Source organism: Novosphingobium sp. FSW06-99 (assembly GCF_001519065.1).
Classification (GTDB): domain Bacteria; phylum Pseudomonadota; class Alphaproteobacteria; order Sphingomonadales; family Sphingomonadaceae; genus Novosphingobium.
The window spans coordinates 426,945-442,706 of sequence record NZ_KQ954253.1; the positions used below are offsets into that span (position 1 = coordinate 426,945).

The window sequence follows — 15,762 nt, forward strand, 5'->3', positions numbered from 1 at the left end:
CGCGCGGCACCCGTCGCACGCATCAAGGCCTGCGACTCAGCCAAAGCGCGTCGGCGCAGGCCACAGGCAGTCGGGCGCAAGGTAAGGTTGCCAGCTTGGTCCGTTGCGGTACCTATAGCCGCAAATTTGTCCCATTACGGCGGTACCGACTACCACATCCGGGACAACAGTTGCCGGATTGCAACACATTCACCATTCTCGCGCTTGCGAAAAACCAATGAAAACGGTAGAGCCCAAGCCACGACGTAGCGAAAATACCTACACAAAAGGGGAAACGATAATGCGGAAACTGGTCCTGGGCCTGGTCCTGGCGACAACCGCCATGGCGACGCCCGCCTTTGCGCGCACTGGTCAGTGGTACGTCGAAGGCGAAGCTGGCGTATCCATTCTCGAAAACGAAAACAAAGCCAGCGGCATTGGTTTCGATGGCACGCTGGACTCGCACACCGGCGGCACCTTCAACGGTGAAATCGGCTACGACTTCGGCACGTTCCGCCTTGAAGCGGAAAGCGGCTATCGCACCAACAAGCCGAAGGACCTGACGGTCAACGGCGTCACCACCCCCGAATATGGCCACACCCATGTATGGGATGCGATGGCCAACGGGCTGGTCGATTTCGGTCCCGACAATGGCTTGCAGGGCTTCATCGGTGGCGGCGTCGGGGTTGCCCGCGTTTCGCAGCTGATCAACGATCCCAACTACGGCATCGCCGGCGCTGTCAGCAAGTTTGCATGGCAGTTGATCGCGGGCGTCCGCGCCCCGGTTTCCGACCATGTCGATGTCGGTCTGCGCTACAGCTACTTCAACGTCGATGGCGTCAACCAGGTCGGCCAGGGCGCTGCCTGGGGCGGCGACATCATCGGTGGCCGCTATCGCAGCCACTCGTTCATGGGCACGCTGACCTACAACTTCGGTGGTGCACCGAAACCGGCTCCGGCTCCGGCAGCTCCGCCGCCGCCCCCGCCGCCGCCGCCGCCGCCGCCCCCGCCGCCCCCGCCGCCCCCGGCTCCGGTGTGCAACAAGGGCCCGTACATCGTGTTCTTCGATTGGGACAAGTCGGACATCACGCCCGAAGCGGCGTCGATCCTCGACAACGCGATCACCGCGTATGGCAATTGCGCCAGCGTTCCGATCAAGCTCGATGGCTACACCGACCTTTCGGGCACGGTGAAGTACAACCTGGCGCTGTCGGCTCGCCGCAACGCTTCGGTTCAGGCTTACCTGACCGCCCACGGCATCCCGGCCTCGGAAATCTCCACCAAGGCATGGGGCAAGGCCAACCCGCGCGTTCCGACCGCGGATGGCGTGCGCGAACTGCAGAACCGTCGCGTGGAAATCACGTACGGCGAACACGCAGGCATGTAATCGGGCAGCATCGGGATTGCCCAGTGCGGTCCCGATGCCCCACCAGACTGAAAAAGGCCGGACTCGTCCGGCCTTTTTTGTGCCTGGCGAATCGGTGAACGCCCCGCAGCTTGCCTGATTCGGCAAAGGCGGGCATTGGCGACGCAGCCGGGCAAGGCGGCGGATTCGCATGAGGGGTTTAAGGATGGGCGAGATCACGATTGTGCCGATTGGCACTGCTGCAGAGCGCAAGGAATTCGTCGATCTGGCCTATCGCCTCAATGCCAGTGATCCCAACTGGGTTCCGCCGCTGCATATGGAAGCGGTCGAACTGGTAACACCCGGCAAGAACCCGTTTTTCGAACATGCCGACGTGCAATTCTTTCTGGCGCGCCAGAACGGCCGCACGGTCGGTCGCATTTCGGCGCATATCGATCATCTGGCGGTGGGCATGGACCCCGTGCAGGGCATGGGCCCCGGCACTGGCAACTGGGGCATGCTCGAAGCCGAAGATCAGGCGATTGCCCATGCGCTGATCGCGCGCGCCGAAGCTTGGCTGCGCGACAAGGGCATGACCCGCGTGCTCGCGCCGATGTCGATGTCGGTGTGGGAAGAACCGGGCCAGTTGACCAAGGGATTTGACCATCCGCCAACGGTGATGATGGGGCATCAGCCCGAACGCTACAACGACTACATCCTGGCACTGGGCGATTACGCCCCGGCCAAGCTGCTCAACACCTATGAGCTCGACATCACCAAGCCGTTTCCGCCGCTGATCCAGCGGATCGTCCAGTCGGGCGAAAAGAACCCGCGCATCCGCATCCGTAATGTCGACAAGTCGAAATTCGACACCGAAGCGGCGCTGATCCTCGACATCCTCAACGATGCCTGGTCAGACAACTGGGGCTTTGTGCCGTTCACCGACACCGAAATCAAATATGCCGGCAAGAAGTTCAAGCCGATCGTGCACAACGATCTGATCATGGTCGCCGAATATGATGGCGAACCGGTGGCGTTCATGATGACGCTGCCCGATCTCAACGAAGCGATCAAACCGATGGGCGGCAAGCTGTTTCCGTTCAACTTCATCAAGCTGCTGCTGTGGCTGCGCAAGCCCAGGGTGCGCACGATGCGCGTGCCGCTGATGGGCGTGCGCAAAAAGCTGCAGTCATCGCGCCTGGCCAGCCAGCTCGCCTTCATGATGATCGAATATATCCGCCGCAATTCGGTGGCCAACTATGGCGCCAGCCGGGGCGAGATCGGTTGGATCCTGGAAGACAACCAGGGCATGGTGGCGATTGCCGACGCGATCGAAAGCCGCGTCAACAAAGTCTACACGATCTACGAAAAGGCGCTCTGAGGGTCTGTTTCGAAAGTACCACCCACCGCCCCGCGCCCCCGGTACGGTGGATGGTACAAAGTCGCCGAAAGGCGACTTTCGATACGCACTCAGCCCGCTTCCTTTCGTGCCAGATCGCGCCAGGCCAGGCCCAGCGCGATCAGCGCGAAGGGAACCACCGCGATCACCGCAACCAGCCCGGCCCACAACGAATGGGTCGCCTGCGAAATGCGCCCGGCGGCATAGGGCCCCATCGACAGCCCCAGCATGGTCGCCCCCAGAAAGAACGCCGCCGCCGCGGTGGCGCGCAGGCGGGGCGGCACGATATTGACCACCGTTCCCGACGAACTGCCCAGCGCAGCGCTCAGCAGGAACCACAGCGGGAACACCCCGGCATAATAGACGGTGAGCGAGTGCGTGCTCATCAGCACCGCGTCGGGTACCATCGCCAGCACCAGTGCGCCGATGATCACCAGCACCCGGCGCGCATGGTGCACCCCGCCGGACAGCCAATCGCCCAGCCAGCCCCCCGCGATCACCCCCAGCGCGCCGCCGGCCGCGCCGCCGCCGCCGACGATCAGCGCCACTTGCGCCGCTGGGGCATGGAAGGTTTCGATCGCATAGAGCGGCCCGAATGCGCTGGCGGCATAGGCCAGCGCGCACGTCAGCCCATAGCCGACGTTGACCCCCACCAGCGCGCGGTTGCGCCAGATCATCGCAAACGCCTCGGCATCTTCGGCACGCAGCGCCTGCGACCAGGACACCACCGCATAGATGCCGATCGCCAGCACGAACCATTGCGCCGGATCGCCCAGCAGCCAGGTCATCCCCGCCGCCACCAGCAGGACCACCACCAGGCTCAGCACATTGCTGCGCAAGGCCGCCGGTCCCCGCCGCGCCGCCGCCCATAGCGTAAACGGCGGGGCAAGCGCGGCCAGATCATCGAGAAACGCGCGCCATGCCTTGCCGGCAGGCATGTCCGGGGGCATCGCCGCGGCTTCGAACCGGCCACGCCGGGGTTCGCGCAACGAGCCCACCCAACTTGCCATCACCAGCCCCGGCAGCCCGAGCCCGAGAAACGCCGCCTGCCATCCGGCCAGCCCGAGCGGACGCGTGCCGGGCGCAAAGGCGTGGTCCCAGGCATGCGCCAGCCCCGTGCCAAGCGACAGCGCGCCGCCACCGCCCAGATAGATCCCCGCCGAAAAGATCGCGATCGCGGTTGCGCGCCGACGCGGCGGAAAGAAATCGGACAGCAGCGAATAGCCGCAAGGCCCGGCGGTCGCCTCCCCCACGCCGACCCCGATCCGCGCCAGCCCGAGTTGCGCGAAATTGCCCGCCAGCCCCGACATCGCGGTCATCGTCGACCAGGTCGCCAGCCCCAGCGTCAGCAGCCGTTTGCGCGACCAGCGATCGGCCAGCTTGCCCAGCGGGATGCCGAACACCGCATAGAACACGCCAAATGCGGTGCCATAGAGAAAGCCGAACTGCGCATCGGTGATTTTCAGATCGTGCTTGATGTCCGCCGCCAGGATGGTCAGCATCTGCCGATCGATGAAATTGAGCGCATAGACCAGCACCAGCACGGCCAGTGCATACCAAGCATAACCGGTGCCCGGCGCGGCATAACCGGTGCCCGGCGCGGCATAACCGGTGCCCGGCGCGGATCGATCGGTACCCGGCGGATCAGCCGCCAGTGAGTCTGTCGGCGTAAGCTGTTCCATCGATTATCCCCGCTTCGGCAAAACCTGCGCAGCGCAATCGACAGCTATCGCACTGACCACAGGCCCGACCATCGGGCATGGGGTCATAACACGACCAGCTTTCCGCAGGCTCCAGTCCCAGCCGCACCGCTTCTCGGGCAATGTCGGCTTTCTTCAGATATTGTAGCGGGGCATGGATCGTTACCGTGCCGCCGCGATCACCATAAGCTGTCGCCACCCGCGCCAGCGCTTCGAACCCGCCAATGAATTCGGGGCGACAATCGGGATAGCCCGAATAGTCGAGCGCGTTGACGCCGATGAAGATGTCGCGCGATCCGGTTGCCTCTGCCCAGGCCAGTGCCAGCGACAGGAACACCAGATTGCGCGCGGGAACATAGGTCACCGGAATATCGGGCCCGACCCCGTCCTTGGGCACGGCGATATCGTCGGTCAGCGCCGACCCGCCGAACGCGCGCAGATCGAGTGGCAGCACGACATGGCGCTCCACCCCAACCCGCGCGGCGACCACGCGTGCCGCGTCAAGTTCGACCCGGTGGCGCTGGTTGTAATCGAATGTCAGCGCCAGCACGTCAAAGCCCTGTTCGCGCGCAAGCGCGGCGCAGACCATCGAATCGAGCCCCCCGGACAGGAGAACCACCGCGCGCCGCTGAACCTTTGCCGTCATGTCCCCGTGGCTAGCCGGGCCGAGCGGCATTTGCAATCAGCTCAGATCGTCAAACACGATATCGAAGGCGCGCGAACAGAATGCGCAGTCGACCACGATTGCGCCTGTCTCATTGGCCATTTCGCGCCGTTCCGCTTCGCCGAACCGGGCTAGCACCTGGCGGTAATAGTCGCTGGTACAACGGCATCCGCGCACCAGTTGCGGGCCACGATCGGCGCGCACTTCGCGCTCTTCGTGGAACAGTCGCCACACCAGCGCTTCCAGCGACAAGGCCGGGTCGAGCAACTCGTCGCGCCGCACCGACCCGCCCATGATCGCCAGATGGTCCCATTCGGGATGGTCGAGCCGCGCGTGCAGCCGTTCGCGGCCTTCCTCGCCATCGGGCAAATGCTGCAACAGCAATCCCGCTGCGATGGCCTGCGGCCCGCTGCAATCGACGGCCACGCGAATCAGCGTGGGCACTTGTTCGGACTGGAAAAAATAGCTTTCGCACGCCGCCGCCAGCGTCTCGCCTTCCAGTGGCACGATGCCCTGATAGCGCTGGCCGCTGGCGGCCAGATCAAACGTGACCGCCAGAAAGCCTTCGCCAAACAGCGCATGGAGCGACGGATTGGGCCCCAGTTCATCCAGCCGCGCGCGATCGTGGCGCACATAGCCGCGCAATTCGCCCGCGCGATAGTCGCACACCAGCAGATCGACCACCCCTTCGCTGTTCTGCACCTGCAAGGTCAATTGCCCGTCCTGATCCTTGAGCAAGGACCCCAGCAATGCGGCCAGCACCAGCGCTTCTGCCAGCAGATTGCGCAAGGGCACCGGATAGGCGTGCGCGCCCAGCACGGTGTCGAGCACCGGACCCAGCCGCACCAGTCGCCCGCGCGCATCGCGGTCGGGCACTGTGAAAAACAAGGTCCGGTCAAACCCGGTATCGGTTTCGCCCGCCATGATCAGATCTGCCCGAATGCCCAGCGCAGGATCGCCTTTTGGGCGTGGATGCGGTTTTCCGCCTCGTCCCACACCACCGACGCGGGGCCATCGATCACCGCATCGGTCACTTCCTCGCCGCGATGCGCGGGCAGGCAATGCAGAAACAGCGCATCGGGCCGCGCCTGCGCCATCAATGCAGGGTTGACCTGATAAGGCGCCATCGCCGCCAGCTTTGCCTCGGCATGCGCCTGGCCCATCGACACCCACGTGTCGGTGACCACCACATCGGCCCCCGCCACCGCCGCCGCCGGATCGCGCTCAATCGTCACGCGCGCGCCCAGCGCCCGCGCCCGGCCGACAAAGCCGGGATCGCTGTCATAGCCATCGGGCACGCCGATGCGCAGATTGAACCCGGCCAGTCCCGCCGCCTCGACAATCGAATTGAGCACGTTGTTGCCGTCACCCAGCCACGCCCATTCCAGCCCGGCCAGCGGTTTGCCGCGTTCGATCACCGTCTGCAGATCGGCAACGATCTGGCAGGGATGCGACAGATCGGTCAGCCCGTTGATCACCGGCACGCTGGCATGGCGTGCCAGTTCCTCGACTTTGGCATGATCGTCGGTGCGCAACATGATCGCGTCGGCCATGCGCGACAGCACGCGCGCGGTATCGGCAATCGTTTCGCCGCGGCCAAGCTGGGTCGATCCAGCCTCAAGGATCACCGCGCTGCCGCCCAGTTGCCGCATGGCCATGTCGAATGACACGCGCGTGCGGGTCGAACTCTTTTCGAACACCATCGCCAGCACGCGCCCCGCCAGCGGCGCATCGGCGTCGGCCCGCGCCTTGGGCCAACCGGCGCGCGCCGCCTTGCGCGCGATCGCATCGGCCAGCATGGCGGCCAGCGCTTCGCCCCCCGCATCGGACAGATTGAGGAAATGCCGCGTCATTGCTCAGGGTCCTTGGCCAGAAAGCTCGCCGCGCCGGCCGACAGCTTGTCCATGAATTCATCGATATGGGTGTCGTCGATAACCAGCGGCGGCAGCACGCGCAAAGTCTGGTCGCCCGCCGCCACCGTCAGCAATTGATGATTGTCGCGCAGATGCGCCACGAACGCGCGCGGCTCGATGCGCAGCTTGACCCCCAGCATCAGCCCTTTGCCGCGCACCAGTTCGAACAGATCGGGATAGTTGCCGATGAACTGTTCCAGCCGTGCCCGCAACCGAGCCGCAGTGGCCCGCACATTGGCCAGGAACGCCTCGTTGGCCACGACGTCGAGCACTGCGCTGGCGGCGGCCATGGCCAGCGGATTGCCGCCATACGTGCTGCCATGCGTGCCGAACACCATGCCGCGCGCGGCCTTTTCGCTGGCCAGGCACGCGCCCAGCGGAAAGCCGCCGCCAATGCCTTTGGCCGTTGCCAGGATATCGGGCACCACGCCATATTGTTCATAGGCATAGAACGTGCCGGTGCGCGCGACGCCGCATTGCACTTCGTCGAACACCAGCATCAGGTCATGCTCGTCGGCCAGCGCGCGCAAGCCCGCAATGAATTCAACCGAACCGTCGCGCACGCCGCCTTCGCCCTGGATCGGTTCAACCAGAAAGCCCGCCGTGTGCGGGCCGATCAGCGCCTCGGCAGCGGCCAGGTCATCGAACGGGGCATATTTGAAACCGGGCAACAACGGCAGAAAGCCCTTGTGCATCTTGTCCTGATCCGACGCGCTGATCGTTGCCATCGTTCGCCCGTGAAAGGCGTTGTTGAACGTGATCAGTTCAAACCGTTCGGTGTTGCCGGCATGCTGGTGATAGGCGCGCGCCGTCTTGATCGCGCATTCGACCGCCTCGGCCCCCGAATTGGTGAAGAACACCGTGTCGGCAAAGGTCAGATCGACCAGCCGTTGCGCCACGGCTTCGCCCTGCGGGCTGCCATAGAGGTTCGACACGTGCATCAGCGTGGCCGCCTGCCGCTGGATCGCGCCGATCAGATGTTCGTTCGAATGGCCGAGCAGGTTCACCGCGATGCCGCTGGCGAAATCGAGATAGCGTGTGCCGTCCTCCGAAATCAGGTGGCAATGTTCGCCTCGCACCGGACGCACGCCGCACCGGGGATAGACGGGCATGAGCGGGGTGATGGACATAACAAGCTCCTGATCAAGAAACATAAACGGGGAATCGCAAACGACAAATGGCGGCCCTGCGGGGGCCGCCATCTGCGCGCGTCTGTTGTCTTGCTGTGGTCCGGTCAAGCCGACCGGACGGGCAAGCGAATCGGTAAGGTCAGCCCTGCCGCGGCACCAGGTTGACAGCCGAATACTTGCCTCGTCGATCGACTTCGAGGTCAAATTCCAGCTTGTCGCCCTCGTTCAGCTCGCGCATGCCGGACCGTTCGACCGCACTGATGTGCACGAACGCGTCGGGCTGCCCGTCGTCGCGGGTAATGAAGCCAAAGCCCTTCATGGCGTTGAAGAACTTGACCGTGCCGGTGGCTTTTTCACCGGTCAACTGGCGCTGCGGCGTGGCCGCCTTGGCCGGGGCCGCGATCACATCGCCCACCACCTGCAGATCGGCGGCCGAAATCTTCCCGCCGCGATCGACCAGGTTGAATTCAAGCTGCTGACCTTCGGCCAGACCCTCAAGACCGGCGCGTTCGACTGCGCTGATGTGCACGAACACATCTTCGCCGCCGTCTTCACGCTGGATGAAGCCGAAACCCTTTTGCGCGTTGAAGAACTTCACAACGCCCTTGCCGGTGCCGACCACCTGGGCCGGGAGACCACCGCCGCCGCCGCCAGCACCGCCGCGCGGGCCGCCGAAGCCGCCACCACCGCCGCCACGCGGGCCGCCAAAGCCGCCGCGATCGCCACCGCCGAAGCCGCCACGATCACCGCCGCCAAAGCCGCCGCGATCGCCGCCACCGAAGCCACCGCGATCACCACCGCCAAAGCCTCCACGACCACCGCCGCCGAAACCACCGTAGGGATCGAAATTGTCTTCGCCGAAACCGTCGCGCTTGTCGCGTCCGCGACGCCGCCCTCTATCAAAACCCATAGAAATCAATAAACCTTGTTTCCGCTCCAGCGTTCCTCGGTGCCGCAGGCCGGACGCGGGAGCCGGCGGCACGACAAAGTATCCTTGCCAGTCAATCAGGCCAGCTTAGTCCATTGCACTTTCACTATAACCGACAAAAACCTGAATCGCGAATGGAATCGACTTGAAAAAAGGATTTGCCCCATCGAGTGTGGCATCCTTGCCGATTTTGCAAAACCGGTGCGCGGCGGTTTCCTTCCGCGAACGAACCGGCTAGGCGATTTGGGCACACCAGACCCCTGTTTGACCACAAAGGCAAGCCCGCCATGTTCCGCAAGATCGACGACCGCACCCTGGTCAGCCCGCAGATCACCGTTGCCGACGTCGCAACGGCCAAGGCGTTGGGCGTCGGCCTGATCGTCAACAACCGCCCGGAAGGCGAATCCACCGACCAGACCCCCGGCGATGCGATTGCCGCCGCCGCGCACGACGCCGGGATGGCCTATGTCGCAATCCCCGTCACCCATGCCGGTTTCTCGCTCAATCAGGTCACCGCGCTCGAAGCCGCGCTGCAGGCCGCGGGCGATGCGCCCGTGCTGGCCTATTGCCGTTCGGGCACGCGCTCGACTTTGCTGTGGGCGCTGGCGCAGGCGCGCGGCGGCATCGATCCGGCCACGATCGCGGCCAAGGCCGCCGACGCGGGCTATGACATCGCGCCGATCCGCGCGCAGATCGACATGCTGGCCGCTGCGGGGGGCAACGGAACCACGGCATGAGCGGAAAACTGGTCGCCGCGATCGCCACGCTGATCGCCAGGCCCGACATCGGCCCCGCGCTGATCATCGGCGCCGAAACCGCGGTGTCGCTGATCATCGTCGTGGCGCTTTACGGGTTGGCCCGCGTGTTGCGGCTGGGCGGCGATGTGCGCATCGCCGATGCCGCCCACGCCGCGCGGCTGGCCGAAGCGGCCAGCACCGGTTTTGCCGCGCAGGACATCACGCTCGACCGTGCGCGAATCGGTGCGCTGGTGCGCAATGGCGAAGGCCGTATCCTGCTGATCCGCCGTCACGGTGCGCGCTTCGTCGGCAGCGAGCTGACCTCGCACCAGGGTATCCGGCTCGATCGGCATACGCTCACGCTGGAAACCGGCGATCCGCAGTTTGGCGCGCTGACGCTCGACCTTGGCGCCGACGCACAGATCTGGGCCGCCAGCCTGCGCCGCCTCGAAACCGTGGATAGCGCCGCATGATCGCCGATCTGTTGCAGCGCGCGGCCACCACCGGGCTCGACGTGGTACCCTTTGCCGTTCCGTTTTTCGTCCTGACCATCGTCATCGAAATGGTCTGGGCCGCGCGCCACGATCCCACGGCCTATGAACCCGCCGACACGCTCACCTCGCTGCTGATGGGGCTGGGCAGCACGATCGCCGGCGCCCTGGTCGCCGGCATGATCGCGCTTGCCGCAGGCTGGCTCTATGCCCACCGCGTGGCCACCGTGCCGGCGCTGTGGTGGGTCTGGATCGCGGTCTTCGTTCTCGACGATTTCAACTATTACCTGTTCCACCGCGCCGCGCACCGCGTGCGCTGGTTCTGGGCCAGCCACGTCAACCACCATTCCAGCCAGCACTACAATCTGTCGACCGCCCTGCGCCAGAGCTGGACCGGGTTTCCCGCATTCAGCTTTGCCTTTCGCATCTGGCCTGCGCTGTTCGGCATTGCGCCCGGCATGCTGCTGACCGTCGGCGCGATCAACCTGGTCTATCAATTCTGGATCCACACCGAAGCGATCGACCGCATGCCGCGCTGGTTCGAGGCGGTGATGAACACGCCGTCGCACCACCGCGTCCATCACGCCACCAACCCGCGCTATCTCGATCGCAACTATGCCGGGGTGTTCATCGTGTGGGACCGCCTGTTCCGCAGCTTTACCCCCGAACTGCGCGAAGAGCCCGTGCGCTATGGCATTGTCCACCAGCTTGGCACGTTTTCGCTGCTGACCGTATCGTTCCACGAATGGGCCGCGATTGCGCGCGACATGTGGCGCGCGCCGTTCAGGGCCAAGCTGGGCTATCTGTTGCGCGCACCGGGCTGGTCCCACGACGGCAGCCGCGACACCTCGGACACGATCCGCGCGCGCTGGCTGGCACAGCAAGACGACAGCTAGCTGGCCAGCCGCAGCCCCGCCCCCACCGGCTCGCCCGGCTGATCGGGCCAGATGCCGCGCGTATCATAGACCGCCTTGGCCGCGCGTTCGGCCAGTGGCACCACGCGGAACACGTCGTGATCGACCAGCACGATCAGCACATCACAGGTTTCCAGCGCCGTATCGATATCGATCAGGCTGGCCCCGGTGTCGGTGAATTCCACCGGCAACTGCGCGGCATAAGGTTCGACAATGTGCACCCGCGCGCCGAACCGGCGGGCGATCCGCGCCGCGACAAAGCGCGCCGGGCTTTCGCGGAAATCATCGATATTGGCTTTGAACGCCAGGCCCAGGCAGGCCACTTTGGCGCCGGGACTGGCCTCGATCAGCGCAACCGCGCGATCGATGACATGGTGCATCTTGGCATCGTTCACCCCGCGCGCGGTGCGGATCAGCGGGGTTGCCTCGGGCGCGCCGTGGACGATGAACCACGGATCGACCGCGATGCAGTGCCCGCCGACACCCGGTCCGGGTTGCAGGATGTTGACGCGCGGGTGGCGGTTGGCCAGCCGGATCACTTCCCACACATCAAGCCCCATCGTGTCGGCGACGATCGACAGTTCGTTGGCAAAGGCGATGTTGACGTCGCGATAGGCATTTTCGACCAGCTTGGTCATCTCGGCCGAGCGCGCATCGGTGGTGATGCACGCGCCGCGCACAAAGCGTTTGTAAAACGCCAGCGCCTTGCGCGCGCAACGCGGCGTGATCCCGCCGATCGAGCGATCGTTGTTGGCCAGTTCTTCGAGAATACGCCCCGGCAACACGCGTTCCGGGCAATAGGCAATCGCCACATCGGGGGTGTCGCGGGTCTGTCCCGGAAACCGGATATCGGGGCGCAGACCCGCCATCAGATCGCGCATCGCCTCGGTGGTGCCGACCGGCGAGGTCGATTCGAGGATCACCGTATCGCCGGGCTTGAGCACCGCGGCCACTTCGGTGGCGGCGGCCATGACATAAGACACGTCGGGCGTGTGGTGCCCGTCCTTGGCAAAGGGCGTGGGCACCGCGATCACGAACACGTCGGCGGGTTCGATTTGCGTGGCCGCGCGCAACAGCCCGCGCTGCACGACGCCGCGCACCAGCCCATCGAGATCGACTTCCTCGATGTGGATTTCGCCACGGTTGATCGTGTCGACCACGTGCTGCGTTACATCGAGCCCGAGCACTGGACATCCAGCGCGGGCGATGATCGCGGCGGTGGGCAGCCCGATATAGCCCAGGCCGACGACACAGACCTGCGGTTTGGAATCACCCTGCATTGGCTATCAGCTCCATGATGCGGGACGCCGATCTGCCGTCACCGAACGGATTGTGTGCGCGCGCCATCGCGGCATAGGCGTCTTTATCGTCGAGCAGGGTGAAAATTTCGGTAACGATTCGCGCCGGATCGGTGCCGACCAGCCGCGCCGTGCCCGCCACCACACCTTCGGGCCGTTCGGTGGTTTCGCGCATCACCAGCACCGGCTTGCCTAGCGCGGGCGCCTCTTCCTGCACCCCGCCGCTGTCGGTCAGCATGATGTCGCACAGATCGAGCAGCCGCGCGAAGTGCGGATAGTCGAGCGGCTCGATCAGCGCGACATTGTCCAGCCCGGCCAGTTCCGCCTCCATCACCCGGCGCACATTGGGGTTGGGATGGACGGGAAAGATCAGCGCCACATCGGGCCGCCCGGCAATCGTGCGGATGGCACGGGCAATCGCTTCCAGCCCGCCGCCAAAGTTTTCGCGCCGGTGGCTGGTCACGCCGATGATGCGCCGCCCGGCAAAACGCGCCGCCAGATCGCCAAGGCCACCTGCCAGCGCCGGCTCGGCGGCGATCCGCGCGGTCACCCATTGCAACGCGTCGATCACCGTGTTGCCGGTGACATGGATCGCCTCGGCCGCGACATTTTCAGCGCGCAGCGCCGCCGCCGAAGTTTCGGTCGGCGCACAATGCAACGCGGCGATCGTGCCGATGATCTTGCGGTTCACCTCTTCTGGCCAGGGGTGATAGATATTGTGGCTGCGCAATCCCGCCTCGACATGGGCGACGCGGATCTTGCGGTAATAGGCCGCCAACGCGCCAGCCATCGCGGTCGCGGTATCGCCTTGCACCACCACCCAGTCGGGCCGTTCGGCATCCATCACCCGCCCCAACCCGGTCAGCAGCGCGGCGGTCAGCGCATCCAGCGTCTGGTCGGGGCGCATCAGATCGAGATCATGATCGGCCACGATCCCGGCAATCGCCATCACCTGATCGAGCATGCCGCGATGCTGCGCCGAAATGCACACCCGCACGACAAAGCGCGGATCGGCACGCAAGGCATGCACCACCGGAAACATCTTGATCGCCTCTGGACGAGTCCCGAAAACGACAAGCACGGTCTGACGATCAGGGCTTTGGGTCATCGCCCTGCCCTAGCCCGGCGAGGTTAATAGCGCGATAAATCCCGGCCAAATTGTGGGAATTCAGACGCCTTGCGGGCCGATCAGCCAGCCGGGGACGGCCTGACCCGATAGTGATAGCCATAGGCCTCGGCAAAGCCGAGGCTGCGATAGAGCGTTTGCGCCACGCCATTGCCCGCCCCCACTTGCAGATAGGCCATCCGCGCGCCGTCGCACCAGCCCTGGGCCAGCAGAGCCCGGGTGATGGCGCGGCCATGCCCCTGCCCGCGATGATCGGGGTGCACCGCAATATCGAACAGGCCAATCGCGCCGGTGTCGCACACGCCCATGGCGCACGCGATCATCGCGCCATCCTGCCGCAACCCGGCAAACCAGGTTGGCGCGCGAATGCCCCGCAACAGCGCGGCATGCGTCTGCACCCGGTCCGCAGCCCTGCCACCGATCCGTGCCGCACCGTCAAGCCAGCGCGCCGACGCGACCCGGGACAGCTCGATCGCGGCAGGTGCCGCCGCCGCCGCCGCAAGACTGGCGGTCATGACCAGCGACGGTTCGCACAGCGCGTACCCCGCAGCGCCCAGCGCGCTGTCGGCATCGGGCGGTGCCAGCGGCGAAAGGCGGAAAATGGTCGGCAGCCCGCGCCCTGCATAAAACGCCTCGACCCGGCCCAGCACGGCCGCCAGCGGCGCGGCGTTGCCAAGCGCATTGGCCGAATTGGCGCGCTTTGTGAAACCCCGCGCCGCACGCAAAAGCCACCCGTCAACATCGCGCGTTTCAAGCGCGGGCCAGGCCCTCAGCGCCCGGTGTTCGAGGGCAGGAATGTCGGATGCCGGGTCGAACATGCTGGTCTGGCCCTTTCGCCGGGGTCGTGTGCGCGGTGTGCGTCATGCCATCGTCGCCGCGCGTGCGCCACCGTTGGCCGCGGCGCTACTGTCCGGCATGGGGTCGCAGAAACGGCCGCAGCGCCAGCACCAGCGGAACGATCATGGCTGCGGTTGCCGCCGCCGCCACGACCGCGACAGTGCGGCTGCTATGGTCGGCCACAGCGCCATAGAAGATCGGCGCCAGACCGCCCGATCCGATCACGCACGTATAAAACTGCGCAAACGCCCGCCCGGTGTTGCCATCGCGGGCCAGTTCGGGAACCGTGCCGTACAGCACCGACGATGTGCCGTTGAGCGCAATGCCGAGCAGCGGCAGCGCCACCAGCATCGGCATCAGCGCGGTCCACAGCGTCAGGCCGATCAACAGCGCCGTTGCCATCTCGGTCACGATCACACAGCCCACCACGCCCAGCGCCTGGGCCAGCCTGTTGCAGGTCGCCTTGCCCAGCGCGCCGCCGATGAACAACAGCGCCAGCCCCAGACCGATGGTGGCCGATGTCCCACCCCGCGCGTGGATCAGAAACGGCAGAAACAGCAGATAGCCCATGCGCGCCGCCGTATCGAGCGCGCCGATAACCGCCAGCAGGGCAAAGCCGCGATGGCTGCCGGTGGTTGCAGCGGCGTCCGGCTTGCCCGGCGCAACCGCATTGCCGGTCGGCGCCAGCGCGGCGATGGCCAGCGCAACCCCCAGGCCCAGCACGCCAAGCAGCCCCGTCACCGACCGCCAGTCCACCATCGGCAGCAGGCACGCCGCCAGCGCGGGCAGCGACGCCTTGCCCAGATCGCCCGAAAAATTGTAGACGCCCAGCGGCCCGCGCGCGGCCTTGCCATACGTCGTGCTGACCAGCAGCGACCCGCGCGGATGCTGGATGCTGGACCCCACTCCCGCGATGACCAGCCCCGCACACAGCCCCGCCAAGGTGTTCGACAGCGCCATGATTATGAAGCCCAACGCCGCGATCACCGTCGCCAGCGTCAACGCGGCGCGCGACGACAGCCGTTTCAGCGCGGTTTCGCCCGGTATCTGCAGGCCGCCCATCGTCCCCGAATAGAGCGCGCGCACCAGCGCGAGCCCCGCGTAGGACAGGCCGAACTGCGCCTGCCACACCGGCAGAAAGGCATAAAGGCTGTCGGTATAGCCATCGTGCAGCGCGTGGGCGACACAGGCCGCCAGCAGATTGCGCGATGGCGCCGGGCGGTCGGGTGCCTGCGCCTGCCGCGCGTCAGTGGCTGAACCGGTAATCTGCATGGGCAAACGAAACCTCCAAGTGCCCTTCT

At 65.6% G+C, this 15,762-nt stretch carries 15 protein-coding genes; 5 read left to right on the forward strand and 10 right to left on the reverse strand.

What is annotated here, in order from left to right; all coding sequences use genetic code 11:
* Positions 1–280 precede the first annotated feature (280 nt).
* Both AQZ49_RS06735 and AQZ49_RS06740 read left to right on the forward strand, forming a co-directional pair.
* Positions 281–1,366, forward strand: a complete 1,086-nt coding sequence (locus AQZ49_RS06735) for an OmpA family protein (RefSeq protein WP_067614190.1) — start codon at positions 281–283, stop codon at positions 1,364–1,366.
* 184 nt (positions 1,367–1,550) lie between these two features.
* Positions 1,551–2,705, forward strand: coding sequence for a GNAT family N-acetyltransferase (locus tag AQZ49_RS06740; protein ID WP_067614191.1), 1,155 nt, complete (start codon positions 1,551–1,553; stop codon positions 2,703–2,705).
* 89 nt (positions 2,706–2,794) lie between these two features.
* On the opposite strand, the gene AQZ49_RS06745 is transcribed toward AQZ49_RS06740, so the two are convergent.
* The 6 genes from AQZ49_RS06745 to AQZ49_RS22920 all read right to left on the reverse strand — a co-directional run bounded on the left by AQZ49_RS06745 (position 2,795) and on the right by AQZ49_RS22920 (position 9,040).
* Positions 2,795–4,405 carry an MFS transporter gene (locus AQZ49_RS06745; RefSeq protein ID WP_082701603.1) on the reverse strand — a complete coding sequence of 537 codons (1,611 nt, stop codon included), beginning with the start codon at positions 4,403–4,405 and terminating at the stop codon, positions 2,795–2,797.
* Positions 4,368–5,069, reverse strand: a complete 702-nt coding sequence (queC, locus tag AQZ49_RS06750; protein WP_067614195.1) for a 7-cyano-7-deazaguanine synthase QueC — start codon at positions 5,067–5,069, stop codon at positions 4,368–4,370. The genes AQZ49_RS06745 and queC overlap by 38 nt, the downstream gene beginning before the upstream one ends.
* Before the next feature lie 36 nt (positions 5,070–5,105).
* On the reverse strand, positions 5,106–6,011 hold the full coding sequence (locus AQZ49_RS06755; protein WP_067614197.1) for an Hsp33 family molecular chaperone HslO: 906 nt from the start codon (positions 6,009–6,011) through the stop codon (positions 5,106–5,108).
* Positions 6,012–6,013: 2 nt separating this feature from the next.
* Positions 6,014–6,940: an ornithine carbamoyltransferase gene (gene argF / locus AQZ49_RS06760; RefSeq protein ID WP_067614199.1), complete on the reverse strand. Its 927-nt coding sequence runs from the start codon at positions 6,938–6,940 to the stop codon at positions 6,014–6,016.
* Positions 6,937–8,130 (reverse strand): aspartate aminotransferase family protein, encoded by a 1,194-nt coding sequence (locus tag AQZ49_RS06765; RefSeq protein ID WP_067614320.1) that lies wholly within the window; start codon positions 8,128–8,130, stop codon positions 6,937–6,939. The genes argF and AQZ49_RS06765 overlap by 4 nt, the downstream gene beginning before the upstream one ends.
* 139 nt (positions 8,131–8,269) lie before the next feature.
* Positions 8,270–9,040, reverse strand: coding sequence for a cold-shock protein (locus tag AQZ49_RS22920; RefSeq protein WP_067614201.1), 771 nt, complete (start codon positions 9,038–9,040; stop codon positions 8,270–8,272).
* A gap of 305 nt (positions 9,041–9,345) precedes the next feature.
* Between AQZ49_RS22920 and AQZ49_RS06775 the strand changes: the two genes are divergently transcribed.
* From AQZ49_RS06775 to AQZ49_RS06785, 3 genes are read left to right on the forward strand one after another with little or no spacing between them, the layout of a single operon-like run.
* Entirely contained in the window at positions 9,346–9,795 is a 450-nt protein-coding gene (locus AQZ49_RS06775; RefSeq protein ID WP_067614203.1) for a protein tyrosine phosphatase family protein, read from the forward strand.
* Entirely contained in the window at positions 9,792–10,268 is a 477-nt protein-coding gene (locus AQZ49_RS06780; RefSeq protein WP_067614205.1) for a hypothetical protein, read from the forward strand. Before AQZ49_RS06775 ends, AQZ49_RS06780 begins: the two co-directional genes overlap by 4 nt.
* A complete protein-coding gene (locus AQZ49_RS06785; protein ID WP_067614207.1) occupies positions 10,265–11,182 on the forward strand; it encodes a sterol desaturase family protein in 918 nt (305 codons plus the stop codon). The genes AQZ49_RS06780 and AQZ49_RS06785 overlap by 4 nt, the downstream gene beginning before the upstream one ends.
* On the opposite strand, the gene wecC is transcribed toward AQZ49_RS06785, so the two are convergent.
* The 4 genes from wecC to AQZ49_RS06805 form a co-directional block, all read right to left on the reverse strand.
* A complete protein-coding gene (gene wecC, locus AQZ49_RS06790) occupies positions 11,179–12,480 on the reverse strand; it encodes a UDP-N-acetyl-D-mannosamine dehydrogenase (protein WP_067614209.1) in 1,302 nt (433 codons plus the stop codon). The two genes, AQZ49_RS06785 and wecC, sit on opposite strands and share 4 nt — an antisense overlap.
* Positions 12,470–13,606, reverse strand: coding sequence for a non-hydrolyzing UDP-N-acetylglucosamine 2-epimerase (wecB, locus tag AQZ49_RS06795; RefSeq protein ID WP_067614211.1), 1,137 nt, complete (start codon positions 13,604–13,606; stop codon positions 12,470–12,472). Before wecB ends, wecC begins: the two co-directional genes overlap by 11 nt.
* A gap of 80 nt (positions 13,607–13,686) precedes the next feature.
* Complete coding sequence (locus AQZ49_RS06800) at positions 13,687–14,442, reverse strand: GNAT family N-acetyltransferase (protein WP_067614213.1); 756 nt, start codon at positions 14,440–14,442, stop codon at positions 13,687–13,689.
* An 85-nt stretch (positions 14,443–14,527) separates the two neighbouring features.
* Positions 14,528–15,762: MFS transporter (locus tag AQZ49_RS06805; protein WP_231738972.1), on the reverse strand; the 1,235-nt coding region annotated here is incomplete at its 5' end.

Bases quoted from the DNA above. Each gene is read 5' to 3' on its own strand.
- AQZ49_RS06775 (WP_067614203.1), top strand. From the start codon at position 9,346: ATGTTCCGCAAGATCGACGACCGCACCCTGGTCAGCCCGCAGATCACC.
- AQZ49_RS06740 (WP_067614191.1), top strand. From the start codon at position 1,551: ATGGGCGAGATCACGATTGTGCCGATTGGCACTGCTGCAGAGCGCAAG.
- AQZ49_RS06800 (WP_067614213.1), bottom strand. From the start codon at position 14,442: ATGTTCGACCCGGCATCCGACATTCCTGCCCTCGAACACCGGGCGCTG.
- AQZ49_RS06755 (WP_067614197.1), bottom strand. From the start codon at position 6,011: ATGGCGGGCGAAACCGATACCGGGTTTGACCGGACCTTGTTTTTCACA.
- AQZ49_RS22920 (WP_067614201.1), bottom strand. From the start codon at position 9,040: ATGGGTTTTGATAGAGGGCGGCGTCGCGGACGCGACAAGCGCGACGGT.
- wecC (WP_067614209.1), bottom strand. From the start codon at position 12,480: ATGCAGGGTGATTCCAAACCGCAGGTCTGTGTCGTCGGCCTGGGCTAT.
- AQZ49_RS06745 (WP_082701603.1), bottom strand. From the start codon at position 4,405: ATGGAACAGCTTACGCCGACAGACTCACTGGCGGCTGATCCGCCGGGT.
- AQZ49_RS06785 (WP_067614207.1), top strand. From the start codon at position 10,265: ATGATCGCCGATCTGTTGCAGCGCGCGGCCACCACCGGGCTCGACGTG.
- queC (WP_067614195.1), bottom strand. From the start codon at position 5,069: ATGACGGCAAAGGTTCAGCGGCGCGCGGTGGTTCTCCTGTCCGGGGGG.
- AQZ49_RS06765 (WP_067614320.1), bottom strand. From the start codon at position 8,130: ATGTCCATCACCCCGCTCATGCCCGTCTATCCCCGGTGCGGCGTGCGT.
- AQZ49_RS06735 (WP_067614190.1), top strand. From the start codon at position 281: ATGCGGAAACTGGTCCTGGGCCTGGTCCTGGCGACAACCGCCATGGCG.
- AQZ49_RS06780 (WP_067614205.1), top strand. From the start codon at position 9,792: ATGAGCGGAAAACTGGTCGCCGCGATCGCCACGCTGATCGCCAGGCCC.
- wecB (WP_067614211.1), bottom strand. From the start codon at position 13,606: ATGACCCAAAGCCCTGATCGTCAGACCGTGCTTGTCGTTTTCGGGACT.
- argF (WP_067614199.1), bottom strand. From the start codon at position 6,940: ATGACGCGGCATTTCCTCAATCTGTCCGATGCGGGGGGCGAAGCGCTG.